Source organism: Mucilaginibacter sp. UR6-1, from assembly GCF_020880975.1.
Taxonomy (GTDB): Bacteria; Bacteroidota; Bacteroidia; order Sphingobacteriales; family Sphingobacteriaceae; genus Mucilaginibacter.
Map to the genome: position 1 here is coordinate 1,097,591 of NZ_JAJIWP010000002.1, position 14,920 is coordinate 1,112,510.

Sequence of the window (14,920 nt, forward strand, 5' to 3'; positions counted from 1 at the left end):
TAAATGTTAAAATAACTTAGCCTCACTCAAAGTAGCCGCGGCCTCAATAAGCATCATGCCGCTTAACTGTGTAGTAAGATCGGTAGTGCCTGATGGTTTCTTATTCCAATCCGGACTGATGGTATGTGCGGGCCTTGCTATGCCGTTGGTGTACAAGGTTTCGGCATTAAATTTCAGGAATTTTACCAGCTCGTTCCTGTCAATAGCAGCTACCGCGTCCTCCTGTGCAAGCAGAGTAAAGTATCTTATCAGTATGCCTTTGAATAAGCCGCCATCACCCTGGCCTTCGCCTTTAAGTATACCACCCGGCGTAATATCGCCGCTTGCAAGAGAAGCCTTGGCGGTGCGCATGGCATCATTTAAATAGGCGGCATCATTTGTAGCGTGGTAAAGCTCAAGCGCAGCGCCCACAAATATCCCCTGGTTATAAGTATACAGGTTTTTGCTGATCTGCCCGTCGCCATTACCATTAATGCCATCCCAAACTAAACCTGACGATGGGTCAACCAGCGTGCCCTTTAACCAGGTGTATAATGTTTTAGCCAGATCAAGATCGGCCGTGTTATTGTTAATGCGCGAAAGCCTTGCCGCGAAAATGATTGCCGGGGCATTCGCGGGGGTATTTTTATAATCGAGCTGATTTTTACGCCATGCTATGCCACCGCCCTGGTTACTGTTCAGTCCGGTTTTAATGTCTGTCCACAGGGTGTTTGCAGCATTAAGGTAAGCGGCATCATCAGTAGCCTGGTAGGCCCGTAAGCTTGACAGCGCCAGCCATTCCATGTCATCATAATAATCATTAAGCAGGCTGTTGCCGTTGGTTTGTATAATGCCGTTCAACTGGGCTTTCATACGCTGTACGTAAACATCATTATCGGTGCGTAAGTAGCCATCAACCAGTACATCAAGCGCGTGAGCGTTAGGCCAGTAATGAAAGGTAGAGTTACCCGCATCATTTTGCACAAAGTAACGCCCGTTTGCCGACAGGAAGGTATTGTATAGTTTTTCCTGTAATGTATCGGCCGTGAGGGCCCAGTTATAGCTTACCGCCGGGCGCTGGTTATCGGCACCATACAGCGGGAAGGCCTTATCCTTGCAGGCAGGTAATGATACTGATACCATAGCCAGTGCCGCGAGTTTTATTATAGTCAGTTTATTCAGTTTCATAAATATAATATCTTATTTATGGATGCCGACCGGATGGGGTACGGCATCCATAGTGAACAGATCAGGTTATTTAACAGTTACTGAATGGGTATAGGCAGCGCCACTGAAATCAACCTTGATGTCTACATTATGATTATCAGCCCCGGTGATGAATTTAAAGGCATAATCAAATTGTGAGTTATCAACCGCAACTACATCATAGTATGATGCAGGGCTTGATGCATCAGGCCTGTTATTATCACGGTTTTTACTGCCAAAATATTCAATGCCTGCTTCGCCTACTGCATTTTTAACTGAGAAGCGAAATTTGTAGCGCTCATCACGGCCCCAGCTTTCCTGCCTGAACACGATAGGCTTATCAGTAGCCAGCCAGGTTCCGTTACCTACGTAAGGAAGATCAAACAGCACCTTGCCTTCCGGAGAGAACCATAAGCCTACTGATGATATCTCGGTCATTTGTGCTTCGCGGGTGTTAAAATCAAGCACAATACGCATCACTTTATTGCCGGCAAACGCGGTTGTGCCGTTTTCGGCCAGTTTACCTGCCGCGTTTATCGAGAATAAAGACGGTGTGCCTTTATTGTCTGACGCGAATTGGTAATCACCATCTTTCAATTTAGTATAAATCTCAAACTTGCCGTTGCCCAGGTTTTTAAAGTGTCTGGCATTGGCCAAATCAGTACCACCCTCGGTAGCGGCACCGGTAACATACAGATCATTAGGCGTAACAAATGAGTCAGGCCTTTCAACCTCGATCAGGCTTGATACACTTGGGATATTAGGGTTGATCCCTTTTGAGGATATAACGGTCCATTTCAGCTTACCTGTTTCAGCAGGTTTTATACCGGCCAGTGTGGCTACACGGTTAAGGTCGGCGTAGCTCATAACAATGGTGTTATCAAAACCGTTACGGCCCGATGCCACAGTATAAATAGGGTTTGTAAAATCTCCGTCTTCCTTGGTAAACGCTACCTCATAGCTTACATAGCCATTATCCTCGGCCTTAGCCTGTTGCCATTCAAAAGTTACAGTGCCGCTTCCGTCAAGCTTAACAAATTTGTTGTTTTCAGGAAAGTACAGTGCCTGCACAGGCGTTACTTTGGTGTGGCTAAGTTCTTTATCTTTTTTACAGCCGGAAAATATAGTTGCTATGATGCCTGCAAGTACTATGCAGAATATATTTTTTTTCATGATGATTTGATCCTGTTAATTGATTTTCAAACTAAATAATATTACCAGCCCGGGTTTTGGCCAAGGTTAGGGTTAAGTGCCCGTTCATCCTGCGGTATAGGCCACAGGTAATTACGGCCTGCGTCAAAACGGCGCTCGTTAGCGCGGATGTAGCCATTGTCAACATTAGCAGGGCCGAACTTGGCACCATGCGCCCAGCCGTTAAGCACATTCTCGGCAATACGCCAGCGGCGAATGTCAAATATGCGCAGGCCTTCCATAGCAAGTTCTGTTCGGCGCTCGTTACGCACAACATCGCGCTGGTTGGCTGAGGCGTTAAAGTTGATAGCTTCAGGTGCTGTAAAACCCGCGCGCTGGCGCAGCGGCTTTATAGTTCTGTCCCAAACAGAAGCATCCATCTGGTTAAGCTCGGTTTTAGCCTCGGCATACATCAGCAATACATCAGCATAACGTATCATGATCAGGTTAAGCGCGGCCTGGAAATTGGTGCGCGATTGCGGATCATAATATTTACGGGTATAATAACCTGTAGGCGACGCGATGCTACCTGAGCGGTATTCATCCGGTGCATTGCTGTCAGGATCAGTACCCGGCTTGGTATAAATAACCTTTGTACTTCCGTTTGGCAGTTTCCAATTGTACTGATGATAAACTACGGTATTGGTAAGGCGAGGATCGCGGTTATTGTACGGATCATTCTCGTCGTATCCTGAACCGGCATCATTTATTTTGCGGCCGTTAAGCGTTAAATAGCTGTCAACCAGCTCCTGCGTAGGTGCAAGCGCATTCAAGCGGCCACCAACTGATAGCGGAGCCATATCATAAAACGTTTGATACTCCCTGTCAACAGTTACATAACCAATGTCATAGATCACCTCGCTGTTGTACTCATTTTGTGGTAAAAACAAGCCTTCGTACGATGGGAATAAGCTATAAGTGCCATTGGCGTTGCTGTTCATCAGCTTTTCGCACTCGGTAACCACATCGGCCCAGCGGTTTTGATAGAGCAATACGCGCGCTTTTAACGCAATAGCGGCACCTTTAGTCAGGCGGCCTCTATCCGCTGCAGGGTATGCGGTATTCACGGGCAGGGTAGCGGCACTTTCGTCAAGCTCTTTCAGGATGAAATCAACCACCTGGTCTTTTGGTGTACGGCTTACGGTCTTGGTTTCTTCAACCGTAGGGTCTTTGCTGAATAATGGTACATCACCAAACCAGGTGGTAAGGTAAAAATAGTGCCATGCGCGTAGTACACGTGCTTCAGCCTTCATGCGGTTCTTCAGGTTCTCATCCATACCTCCCACACGATCAACATTCTCTAAAAAAATGTTGCTGGTTTTGATGCCGGTGTAATGAAAACCCCATTCGCTTTTTAACCGCCCTAATGATGGATCGTAGGTACCTGCTGCTAATGAGGCTGCGCCTTCGTTATCGCCGCGGCCGTTGTAAGCATTGTCAGACAGGCCTTCATTGTAAAAGAATAGGCTGCTGTTTAATAATTGCGAATATGCGGTATTTAATACACTGTTTGCCTTGGCTGCGCTGGTCCAGTAATTTGCGTCGGTAAAATTATTGGTAGGCACAAGGTCAAGCTTTTTACATGCTGATAATACGCTTACCAGTATGATCAAAAAAGCGGTTTTTGTTAGTTGCGATCTTTTCATATTGGTACTTATTAAAGGGTTAAATCAATACCTAAGCCATAATAAACCGGTAGCGGGTAGCTGCGGCCGCTGTTAGCGCCGCCAACACCACGGCCGTTATCAAACTCGGTTGATTCCGGATCAACAAAGTCGATACCCGACAGCGTTAGCAGGTTTTGGCCTGAGAAGTAGGCACGGGCTTTTTTCATGCCTATTTTTTTAGCTATGTTGCCCGGCAAGGTATAACCAAACTGTACATTTTTTAAGCGAACGTAAGCGGCATTGTACAGGTAAAGGTCAGACCCGCGACGGAAGTTGTTGGTGTTTGACTGGCTTCCGTTTGCCGCAAGGCGAGGGAATTCCGCGTCAGGGTTTTGCGGTGTCCAGTAATCCAACTGGTGCTGGTACATTACCTGCGAGTAGTTAAAGTGGAAAGGCTCGATCAGCTCACCACGTAAAAACATGCTGCGCTTGCCTACGCCTTGCAGAAAGATATTTAAATCAAACTGCTTATAGGTTATATCATAAGTTAAGCCGAAAGTATAACGAGGCAGCGGGTTACCCAACACAAATTTGTCGTTCTCATCAATAATGCCATCTTTATTTACGTCAACATAGCGTATATCGCCGGGTAGTACGCTCAGCCCGGTAGGTTTAGGGCCATTATTTACTTCGTCGAGATTTTGGAAATAACCATCGCGTTTGTAACCTACGTACGAGTTGATCGGTAAGCCAACTTTAAGCAATACCTGCATTTCATCATAGCTTGATATTTGCTGATTGCCTTCAAATTGTAAAACCTTGTTTTTAGAGTCGGCAATGTTAAAGCTCAATACATGTTTAAAGTTTTTGGTGCTTTTACGATAGGTTGCCGTAAACTCCCAGCCTTTATTGTTAACCTCGCCGGCGTTAAACGATGGTAAGCCTGAACCAAACGCGCCAGGTACTGCCGGTGGTACAAGTATATCACGGGTGGTTTTGTTAAAGTAATCTGCCGAGAAGCTAAGGGCATTTTTAAACAAGGTTGCTTCAAAGCCAATGTTAAATGATGCTGCTCTTTCCCAACGGATGTCAGGATTGGCAATATTAAAGCCCGTGCCCGAAGTTGCCTGGTTGTTAAACACGTAATTGTTCGGGATATTAAAGTAAGTAGTTAAGTACTGGTAGTTACCAACACTTTGGTTACCCAATACACCGTACGAACCACGGATTTTCAGATCGCCAAAGCGATCGCGGTAGTCTTCCATAAAATCTTCCTGGCTAATGCGGTAACCTGCCGAGAATGACGGGAAGAAAGCATTACGGTTTTGCCTGGCGAATTTTGATGAAGCATCGATCCTGAAATTGAACTCGCCGTAGTATTTATTCTCAAAATCATACGATACACGGCCGAACAAGGAGTTAAGGCTGGTTTCATTAGTGTTGCCAAGCGTGCCGTTTGAATTTGCCGCATCAATTACAGTACCATCAACCGGTGTACCCAATTCAGGGTCGGTTAGTTTGTAACGCAGCGCTGTACCGCGGTTAGTAACCGACTCATTAGCTACACCTACTAAAACGCCGATTGAGTGCTTTTTAGCTAATACCTTATTGTATTCGGCTATCAATTGTGTGTTCAAAAACAGGTTTTTTGAGCTGATGTCATTCGTGTTTCTATCGGCACCATAAACACCTTTCGGCAGGTAATCAACACGTTGTACACGCTCAAGGGTATGATAGCTGCCCAAATTGGCACCAAAAACACCGCGTAATTTCAGCTCTTTGGTAACGGCGAATTCCGCGCTTAGGTTAGCGGTGATCACGTCATCATCAAACTTGCGGTAGCCGCCTTTTTCCAATATACCCAGCGGGTTAAATTCTGATAGTACATCGTTGGTCAGGTAATTACCTTGGTCGTCCTTAATGTCATAATAAGTAGGGGTACGGCCGGCATCAACTATTAATGTGCCTGTGCTGTACGAGTGCTCTTTACGCTCGGTACGGGCGTAGGTTAATATGCTGGTCAGCTTTAATTTGCCTATTTCGTTAGTTAAATTAATGCGGTAGTTATAACGCCTTGCACCATAATCAGGGCCAACCAGGTTACTGCGCTGATCAAGTAATCCGGCCGAAACCAGGTAGCTTGTGGTAGCGTTACCGCCTGTAATACTCACGTTATGGTTTTGCTGTAAAGCGTTTTTCAGGATAGCATCCAGAAACCACTCATGGTCACCCTCTTGCTGAAACTGGCGCACCTGTGCGGGCGAGTAAACAGCAGGCAGGTTAGCATTTGTAGCCGCCTCATTACGCAATATGGCGTTTTCGTACGAGTGTACCGGCCGGTACGTAATGCGTGGCACCTGTGTGCCCACCAGTCCATTATAGGTTACGGTAGCTTTGCTATCCTTTTTACCCTTTTTAGTCGTGATTAAAATAACACCATTGGCAGAGCGTGAACCATAAATAGCCGCGCTGCCCGCGTCTTTCAACACGGTAGCCGTTTCAATGTCTGACGGGTTAAGGGTGTTAATAGCGCTCACATCCTCATTGATGATCCCATCAATAACCAGCAGCGGCGAGTTGTTGTTAAGCGTACCTAAACCACGAATGTTGATATTAGGCGTTTGGCCCGGTTCAAGGTTTTTTTGCTGAATGGTTAAGTTAGGCAATGTACCCTGTAATGCTTGTATAGCACTTACGGCGGGCTTGCCCTCAATAGCTTCGGACGTTACCTGGTCAATAGCGCCAACCACGCTCGAGCGTTTTTGGGTGCCGTAACCAACTACAACCACCTCGTTAAGGGCGGTTTGGGCAGGGGCAAGTTTTACATTGATAGCTGTTTGGCCGTTAACCGGTACTTCCTGCTGGTTATAACCTATGAATGAGAATACCAGCACTGCATCGGCAGGGGCATCAATTGAAAATGTACCATTGGCATCTGTAACAGTAGCTATGGTAGTACCTTTTAATTTTACGGTTACACCGGGTAGCGGAAAGTTGGTATCGTCAGTTACTTTACCCGTTACTTTAGCTTGCTTTGCGGATGTTTCCTGCGCGCTAAATGTAATGGTTTGGGCAGTGGGTTCACTGATCACTATAACATCACCTATAACCTTATAGGTTAGGTTAAATGGTGTCAATAGCTGGCCTAATACATCGCGCACGCTTTTGCCCTGCACGTTAAACGTTACCCTGTAGCTTTGTTTAAGCACATTATCGGTGTACGCAAAACGGACCTTATTATCGGCAGCGATTTTTTCGAGCGCGTCAGTAAGCTTAATATTATTTAGTTTGAGCGTTACCGGCGATTCTAAAAACTGCTGCCCATAAGTATTGTCTGCAATGGCGGTGAGGCACATAAAGCAAACAACAAAACAAACAAGCGAGGTAATTTTCATTAGAATTAGCACATGACGAATCACTCCATTATAAAACAGAGATTTATTCATAATTTTGAGAAAATTAAAGTGTTAGAAACTAAAGTGTTTTTGCTACGAATTGCAGCTCAGACGCAAAGCCACTTTTTATTAACCTGCATTTTGAATTTTACCCTGTTCAAATCCGTTTGTACAGGGTTTTTTGTTTTAATTAAGTAGATCCTTGTTCCATAATTTAGTTTTTAAGTTTACAACTGGTTTATGTACAGTTTAATTTATTGGTTATTAGTAACTAACAGCCTTTGCCCTTCAGGTGATATACAGTGCCGTTAAGGGTTGCCTTTCCTTTAACCAGACGGGCAATAACAGCCATAATATCCTTAATAGGTACATTGGTAAAATCAGCCGATATATTGCACGCCGTAAGGTTAGCATCCGCGCGAATGCTAACTTCAAACTCGCGGTTAAGCGTTTTTATCACTTCGGGCAGGGCGGCATTTTTAAATATGAGTTTGCCTGCCTTCCAGTCAGATAAAGCTGAAATATCAATACCGGCTGTTTTTGATATGGAATTATCTGTTTTATTGTAAGTTATGCCCTGTGCCGGTGTGAGATAAATGGTATTGAATGACAAGGCGCTGCCCTCAGCCGGTACAACGCCAACCTTGCCGCTTACCACATCAACGTGCAGTAATTGGTCATCATCATAAGCCTTAATGTTAAAGCTGGTACCCAGTACATGGGTGGTAATGTTGCCCGTATGTACAATAAAAGGCTGGTCGGTTTTATGCATCACATCAAAAAAGGCCTCGCCGGTAATGGTAACCTCCCGCTTTTCGCCCCTAAAGGTTTCGGGATAGCTGATGCGGCTGCCGCCGTTAAGCCATACCTTGGTGCCATCGCCCAAAACAATACTGGTAACACTACCTCGTGCTGCTGCCACCTGCATGGTATGCACGGGTGATACGTAGTTGAGTATATTGTAACGGAAGTAATAGGTAAGTGAAATAAACGCTATTAAAACAGAGGCGGCAACCATCCAGCCGGTGTATGAGCGGCGTTTGGGTGTTTCGGGTACAGCATCTATAGCATTCAGAATATTGGCGTAAACCCCTTTGCTGTCAAATTCAGCGTCATGCGGGCCGGTTTGAACATCGTCAAAATCCAGGTTTTGAAAATATTTCTCCACCAGTTTTTCCTGCAAACGGCCGTCATTTACCCTTCCGGGTTCATTAGGTTTATTAAATCTTCTCATTGGGTTTACATATAGTAGGATGCAGAAAAAGCACCTACCCCCTAAAAGAATTAAAAAAAATATTTATTTGATTACAACCTATCCTGCAACAGTACGACCAGGGCAGCCAGCGGCAGGTAATCCGTAAGGCCGGTGCGCAGGTAGCGCAGGGCAATGGTCATTTGGTTTTCAACGGTTTTTACAGAGATGTTAAGCCGTTGGGCAATTTCTTTGTTTGACAGGTATTCTTTACGGCTTAGCAAAAACACCTGGCGGCATTTTTCGGGCAAACCGGCAATGCCCTCGTCAAGCAGGCGGGCAATATCATTTTGCACGAGCTTGCTATCGGCGCTGTATTGTTCCATCATCCTGTCAATGGTATCAATATCAATAGTAGCCTTTTGGGTGCGTATATAAACCAGTACCCTGTTTTTGATGGCCACCTTTAAATAGCCCGGTAAACTGTTAATATGCAAATGGTAACGTTTAAACCATAAGTCGGTAAACAGTTCCTGTACCAGATCTTCGCATACATACTTATCACGAAACAGGTTATAAGCAACATGAAATACTTTGGCCGAATACCGGTTATACAACATTTCAAACGCGCCCCTGTCGTCAAGTTTTATCAACTCCAACAATTTACTGTCAGGCCACAATTGATGTTGCGATGCTTGATACATATTAAAGTAAATGCAAAACGGGTTTGCTAATTGGCTATATAAATTTGAGGGTATAAAGCTAATTAAAATTAAAGGTTAAATACAAGTGAATGTTTTAAGAAACATCAAGTGCATTGGTAAGTCATAAATTTCCATCGCAATCATGAGGTATTGATATCATAAACTTGCTTTTACTACATTTGTTGGGCAATTGAAAAAGCAGCGGGTTAGAGGATTATTGTTGGGTGAATGGCTTTTTTTGTTGTTACCACCTACGCAGTAATGGAATCTACGATAAATAAGGAGCGGCCCGAAGTCAGGCTCAGGGCTTTCAGAGCCATTGATGACCCCGAAACATGTGAGGCATTTATTGAGGGCCATACCCATGTGTTAACATCTATCGGGGTTACAAAGGTAACATCATCCAGGCATGAATGGACTGAAAACCCCGACGCGTTTGTTATGGTTGTTGAGTCGCTTGACGGTACACGGGTTTACGGCGGCGCGCGTGTGCATGTTGCAGGCGGGCACCAACCGTTGCCCATTGAACAGGCCACCGGCAGTATGGACCCAAAGATATTCGAAACCGTATACCATTATGCACAACAGGGTACCGGTGAACTTTGCGGATTATGGAACTCGCGCGAGATAGCGGGTTATGGTGTAGGCAGTATTTTTTTGATAAGGGTATCGGCTGCCATTGCTTACCAGTTAGGGCTGCAATCATTATTCGCTTTATGTGCCCCGTACACTGTTAAACCTGTTAAGGGTATAGGCATGGAACTGGTGGCAACAATTGGCAACAACGGTACTTTTTATTATCCAAAGCTCGATCTGGTAGCTACTACCATGCTGTTAAAGGATGTACCCGTAATGAGCCTGGCCGATGAAGAAGATAAAAAGGCAGTTTTTCAGATCCGCGGCAGTTTTGATGCTGTGCGTGAAGAGGAGCTTCGTGGTAAAAGGATCATCATACATTACGAAACGCAGATACCAACACTGGCCAACTGGAGCCTTGAGCAGGCCATAGCCAATACACATAAAAACTTTTTACAGGGTAAGGTTGATGAGAAAGATCTGAATTTTCTTTAAACCGATAATAAACCAACATTACATACTGTTTTATCGTAAAACAGCTACCAATTACATATATGAACGAGTTATCAGGATTAATTGAAGCCACCGGCTCACTCAATCAAATTTACAGGCCTGTTTTTTTTCGTTTAAAAAATACGCAGGATCAGCAGGCACTTACCGCGCTGATAGCGGACAGGCAGGTTAGTATTGTACATGATAATTATGAAGAGCAGCTTAAAGAACTGCTTAAAATGCAGCACCCAACAATCAAGCTTAAAGCTGATGATTATCAGCGATTGATAGCTGACCGCCATGCGGGCAAAAATCCTGATGAGGAGGGCGTATGGGTTTATTTTCCGTGGAATAAAAAACTGATTCATTTGTTGGATGAGGAGGAGTTTATAGAGGTACGTACCAACCGAAACCGCTATAAAATAACACTTGATGAGCAGCACAGTTTACAGCAAAAGGCAATTGGTATTGTAGGTTTGTCGGTAGGTCATTCTATCGCGCTTACTATCGCTATGGAGCGTATTTGCGGTGAGTTGCGCCTGGCTGATTTTGATACGGCCGAATTGAGTAACCTTAACCGCCTGCGTACGCCGCTGTTTAACCTCGGCATCAATAAAACGGTAATAGCCGCGCGTGAGATTGCCGAGATCGATCCGTTTTTGAGAGTTGAGATATTTAACGATGGCCTGCACAATGGCAATATGGACGCTTTTTTTATCGGCAACCAAAAGCTCGATCTGTTTATAGAGGTTTGTGATGGCCTCGACATTAAGATACAAAGCAGGTATAAGGCCCGTGAGCTGAATATACCGGTAGTTATGGATACCAATGACCGTGGTATGCTTGATGTTGAACGGTTTGACCTTGAGCCGCAAAGGCCTGTATTGCATGGTTTAGCCGATGGCCTTGACCCTGATAATATCAAGGATCTTACCAATGAGCAAAAGGTGCCTTATATTTTACGTATGATAGGTGCCGAAACCATCTCGACCCGTTTAAAGGCATCAATGCTGGAGGTTGAGCAATCCATCAATACCTGGCCGCAGTTAGCCTCGTCGGTAACGCTGGGCGGAGCGCTTACCACCGATGTTTGCCGTCGCATACTGCTTGATCAGTACCATGAATCGGGCCGTTATTATATCGACCTGGAAGAGTTGGTAAAGGATGAACATGTTGCTAAAGAAGTTCAGCCGTCGGCAAATCCATATCAGCCTTTAACCAGAGATCAACAGACCGATAGTATAAAAAAATACTTTGAAGAGCATCAGGCGGCAACGTTTAAACCGGATGAGCAGCAATTGCACCGGATAGTTGATGCCGCCCTGGCAGCGCCATCAGCGGGTAATAACCAGCCCTGGGTATGGGTTTATCATGAAGGCTTGCTATTTCTGTTCCATGATAAATACAAGTCATGGTCATGGGGAGATTATTACGAGATGGGCTCACATATGTCGTTAGGCGCGGCTTTAGAGAATGTACACTTGCAAGCCAGCGCCATAGGTTTAGCCGGTAACGCCGAGATATTTCCAACAGGCGCTGCAACGCAAATAGCCGCAGTTATCCGTTTTGAAAAGCAGGATCAGGTTGTTTTAGGTGAGGATACCAAACTGGCTAATGAGATATTTACACGCCGAACCAACCGCCGGATAGATGTTCGCAAACCCATTGATGCCTCTTTTTATGACAAGGCACAGTCGGCTTTAAATGAGTTTAAAGGCATTAGCCTGTACCACACTGAAAGCGAAGAGGATTTGGCAGAACTGGCCGATATTATTGCCGAATGCGATAAGGTAAGGTTGTTAAATAAACTGGGCCACGAAGAATTTTACCATGAACTGCGGTGGGACAGGGCAGAGGCCGACCAAAAGCGCGACGGTGTGGAGATAGAGGCGGTTGATATAAGCCAAAGCGATATAGCCGGGTTTAAAGTTGCGGGCGACTGGAAGGCTGTTGAACTAATATCTGACTGGAAAAAAGGAAGCGCTTTTAAAAAACTCTCGCTAAAGGCGGTTAAGTCGGCAGGCAGCATGGCTTTGATTACCATACCCTCACTTACTCATACCGGGTTAATAGAAGCCGGTAAAGCTGTTGAAAAGCTATGGCTGTTAAGTGCTGCCGAAAGCATTGCTGTACACCCAATGCTGTCGCCCGTGTTCTTTTTTAACCGCCTGGTACATGGTAATGCCGAGCAGCTTACACCGGATGAGATCGAAAATTTAACAAGGCTGCGTGAGCGCTTCCTGAAAATATTTCCGGCAGGCAAAGAAAACCAAACAGAGGTATTTTTAATGAAGCTGGCCCTGGCTGATGATTACGGACCAAAATCTCTGCGTAAAAACAAGGACGAGCTTTTTTACCAATTTTAAGCTGCGGTTAAGTATTAACTAACTGAAATGTATTACCGATTGATGCGATATTTTATTGTTGTATGCCAGGCACTGTTTTTAATAGCGATGGGGGGCGTGTTTGTATCCGCGAATGCGCAAAATATAGTTACATTTAAAGGCAAGGTACAGGTGATCGGCAAAAGCATTGAAGTGCTAACGGATACTAATGCCAACATGCCGCTTGCCGCGGCTATACAATCTGCCGGGTATCAAAAAACAGATAATGACTTCCCAAACCTGGATACCAAGCCTTATGGTTACTGGATCAGGTTTACCATAAAAAACCAATCAGCCGATACCACACTGGCCGTACAGTTTACCCAGCCAATGGTTGACTATGTTGACTTTTATCAGCTAACAAACGGTAAAGTAACACAGAAAAATACAAGCGGCCACCGTTTAGCTTTTGATACGCGTATCATAAAACATCAAACCTTCATTTATCCTTTAAATCTTAAAAAGGATAGTGAAAGCACCTTTTACCTGTATGTAAAAAGCGGCAAGCAGCTTATACTGCCATTTTATGTAGGCAGCATGGCGCAAATAGTTGAAAGGGCTCTTTTTAAGGACATTACATTTGGTATTTACGTAGGTATAATACTGGTAATGATATTGTATAACTTTTTTGTATACACCAGCGTACGCGATAAAAACTATCTGTATTACATCCTTTACCTCTCCATGGTATTGTTAACGCAAGCCTCCATGGAAGGCTATTTACTACGGTTTGTGCTGCAAAATCACCCGTTGATAGCCGATATGCTGATATACATAACCAGCGCGCTGATCGGTTTGTCGGCTATTGAGTTTTCAAAAAGTTTCCTTTTATCAAAAACTTATACACCGGGCCTGCATAAGTTCTCGTATGTTTTTTGGGTGCTGTATTCTTTTCAGATACTGCTTGCCTTTTTAGGGCATCGTAACCTGAGCTACACCATCATGCTGTCAACGGCAATGTTCAGTGCGTTGTATGTGCTGTTCATGGCGATCAGGATATTATTGAAAGGCTCGCGCTCGGCTAAATACTTCCTTATCGCGTGGTCAATTTTTATAGTGTGTGTGGTAATTTACGTGCTGAAGGATTTTAACGTAGTACTGCCTTATAACGATCTTACCAACTCGGCGTTGCTTATCGGTTCGGCGCTTGAGGCCGTCTTGCTTTCATTTGCGCTGGCCGACAGGATAAATGTATTTAAAAAAGAAAAAGAGCGATCGCAGGAGGAGGCGTTGCGGGCATTGCAGGAGAATGAGCGCATTATACGCGAACAGAACGAAATACTGGAAGCCAAGGTGAGCGATCGTACTTTTGAGCTGAATAAAACAAACAGGGAGCTATCTGTAACACTGGATAACCTGAAACAGGCACAATCACAATTAGTTGAGTCAGAGAAAATGGCTTCGCTGGGTCAGCTCACGGCAGGTATAGCGCACGAAATTAATAACCCTATTAATTTTGTAACGTCAAACATTAACCCGCTTAAACGTGATATCGAGATGATGATGGATGCGCTGCAAACCATTGAACAGGTAGGCCTGTCAGACAAACCGGTTGAAGCCAAGCAAAAGGAGATAGATATCCTGAAAGAGGAGCTTGACCTTGATTACCTGAACTATGAGATAAAGCATTTACTTAAAGGGATCAATGAGGGCGCAGTACGTACAGCCGAAATTGTAAAAGGGCTGAAAATATTTTCGCGCCTTGATGAGGACGACTTAAAATATGCCGACCTGCATGAGGGTATTGAATCTACGCTGATCATCAGCAACAATATGTTTAACAACAAAGTGGCGGTTGAAAAGGATTACGGTGAGCTTGACCTGGTGGAGTGTTACCCCGGCAAGCTTAACCAGGTATTTTTAAACCTGATATCAAATTCTGTTTATGCCATCAATAAAAAGTTTGGTGAAAACGCCGGGGGCATCATCAGTATAAAAACCAGGCAGCATGATGGGCATGTATTTCTGCATTTTGCTGATAACGGCATTGGCATGAACCAGGATACACAGCACAGGATATTTGAACCCTTTTTTACCACTAAGGATGTAGGTGAGGGTACGGGCTTGGGCATGTCAATAGCTTATAATACCATAAAAAGGCATAACGGTAATATTACTGTAAATAGTAAACAAGGAGAGGGCTGCGAGTTTATTATAGAGTTGCCGTTAAAGTTGCAATAACCAATATCAAAAC

9 protein-coding genes are annotated in these 14,920 nt (G+C 44.6%); 3 read left to right on the top strand and 6 right to left on the bottom strand.

All coding sequences use genetic code 11. The features are described 5' to 3' along the window. Window positions 1–6: 6 nt before the first annotated feature. From LJ707_RS10150 to LJ707_RS10175, 6 genes are all read right to left on the bottom strand, one after another. The gene (locus LJ707_RS10150; protein WP_228950699.1) at window positions 7–1,167 is read right to left on the bottom strand and encodes a glycoside hydrolase family 76 protein; all 1,161 of its coding nucleotides are present in this window, start codon (window positions 1,165–1,167) and stop codon (window positions 7–9) included. A gap of 66 nt (window positions 1,168–1,233) precedes the next feature. Continuing rightward, the gene (locus LJ707_RS10155; RefSeq protein ID WP_228950700.1) at window positions 1,234–2,358 is read right to left on the bottom strand and encodes a SusE domain-containing protein; all 1,125 of its coding nucleotides are present in this window, start codon (window positions 2,356–2,358) and stop codon (window positions 1,234–1,236) included. Between the two features lie 41 nt (window positions 2,359–2,399). Then, window positions 2,400–4,022 (bottom strand): RagB/SusD family nutrient uptake outer membrane protein, encoded by a 1,623-nt coding sequence (locus tag LJ707_RS10160; protein WP_228950701.1) that lies wholly within the window; start codon window positions 4,020–4,022, stop codon window positions 2,400–2,402. 11 nt (window positions 4,023–4,033) lie between these two features. After that, window positions 4,034–7,378: a TonB-dependent receptor gene (locus tag LJ707_RS10165; protein ID WP_228950702.1), complete on the bottom strand. Its 3,345-nt coding sequence runs from the start codon at window positions 7,376–7,378 to the stop codon at window positions 4,034–4,036. 271 nt (window positions 7,379–7,649) lie between these two features. Beyond that, the gene (locus LJ707_RS10170) at window positions 7,650–8,612 is read right to left on the bottom strand and encodes a FecR family protein (RefSeq protein ID WP_228950703.1); all 963 of its coding nucleotides are present in this window, start codon (window positions 8,610–8,612) and stop codon (window positions 7,650–7,652) included. 71 nt (window positions 8,613–8,683) lie between these two features. After that, window positions 8,684–9,274, bottom strand: coding sequence for an RNA polymerase sigma-70 factor (locus LJ707_RS10175; RefSeq protein WP_228950704.1), 591 nt, complete (start codon window positions 9,272–9,274; stop codon window positions 8,684–8,686). Between the two features lie 261 nt (window positions 9,275–9,535). Here LJ707_RS10175 and LJ707_RS10180 point away from each other — a divergent pair, with 261 nt between their 5' ends. Genes LJ707_RS10180 through LJ707_RS10190 form a run of 3 tightly spaced genes read left to right on the top strand, consistent with a single transcriptional unit; the run spans window position 9,536 to window position 14,907 of the window. Next, a complete protein-coding gene (locus LJ707_RS10180; protein WP_228950705.1) occupies window positions 9,536–10,345 on the top strand; it encodes a hypothetical protein in 810 nt (269 codons plus the stop codon). Between the two features lie 59 nt (window positions 10,346–10,404). Then, the gene (locus tag LJ707_RS10185; RefSeq protein WP_228950706.1) at window positions 10,405–12,708 is read left to right on the top strand and encodes an Rv1355c family protein; all 2,304 of its coding nucleotides are present in this window, start codon (window positions 10,405–10,407) and stop codon (window positions 12,706–12,708) included. A 27-nt stretch (window positions 12,709–12,735) separates the two neighbouring features. After that, window positions 12,736–14,907, top strand: a complete 2,172-nt coding sequence (locus tag LJ707_RS10190; protein ID WP_228950707.1) for a 7TM diverse intracellular signaling domain-containing protein — start codon at window positions 12,736–12,738, stop codon at window positions 14,905–14,907. Window positions 14,908–14,920 lie beyond the last annotated feature (13 nt).